The following is a 575-nucleotide window of genomic DNA, read 5'->3' on the forward strand; positions in this document are numbered from 1 at the left end:
CGAGGCGGGCAGGCTCGTCCCAATCCAGATCATAGACCAGCGGATCCCGCTCCGGTGCCGCTTGCGGCCGGGAAGGACGTTCGACCGCGACGCCTTTGAGGACCGCGCTCGACCGCGCCAGCACCGCGTCGATGGCCGCGAACTCCCCGGCCAGCGAATCCGGCTCCTGCGCCTCGACTGCTTCGTCGGGATCCAGGTCCGGCGCCAGAGCTCCCTCCCCTTCCTGGCTGCTTTTCAAGGGCGCCGCTCGGCGGCCGCGCCCGGTGAGGGCTAAAAAACCCTCGCGGGCCAGGGCCCAATCGGGGGCGTTGCCAAAAATCTGTCGGCGGGTGCGCAGAACGGCGTGGGCGCGGGTGAGCTCGTGCGTGGGCGCGCGGATGTCCATATGCGCATCGTGCAGAACGAGGTCCTCGACATGGACAAGCTCGCCTTCCAGCCAAAGCGTGGCGGCCGCATCGTGGAAGTGAAAGCGCTCGACAAACCCGTCGCGCACCGGCGAGCGGGCGAGACGCTCGTCGAGACGCGTCACAGCGTCTTCCGCCGCGACCAGCGGGCCGGCGATCTCGCCCCATGGG

The 575-nt window shown here is 69.7% G+C and carries 2 pseudogenes; one reads left to right on the forward strand and one right to left on the reverse strand.

Annotated elements, in window-relative coordinates:
* Nucleotides 1-385, reverse strand: a pseudogene (locus tag NKJ23_RS34565) (RHE_PE00001 family protein); the annotation flags it as partial.
* Here NKJ23_RS34565 and NKJ23_RS34570 point away from each other — a divergent pair.
* Nucleotides 386-575 (forward strand): annotated as a pseudogene (locus NKJ23_RS34570) (hypothetical protein); the annotation flags it as partial.

The sequence above is a fragment of the Mesorhizobium sp. M0184 genome (assembly GCF_040322215.1).
Lineage (GTDB): Bacteria > Pseudomonadota > Alphaproteobacteria > Rhizobiales > Rhizobiaceae > Mesorhizobium.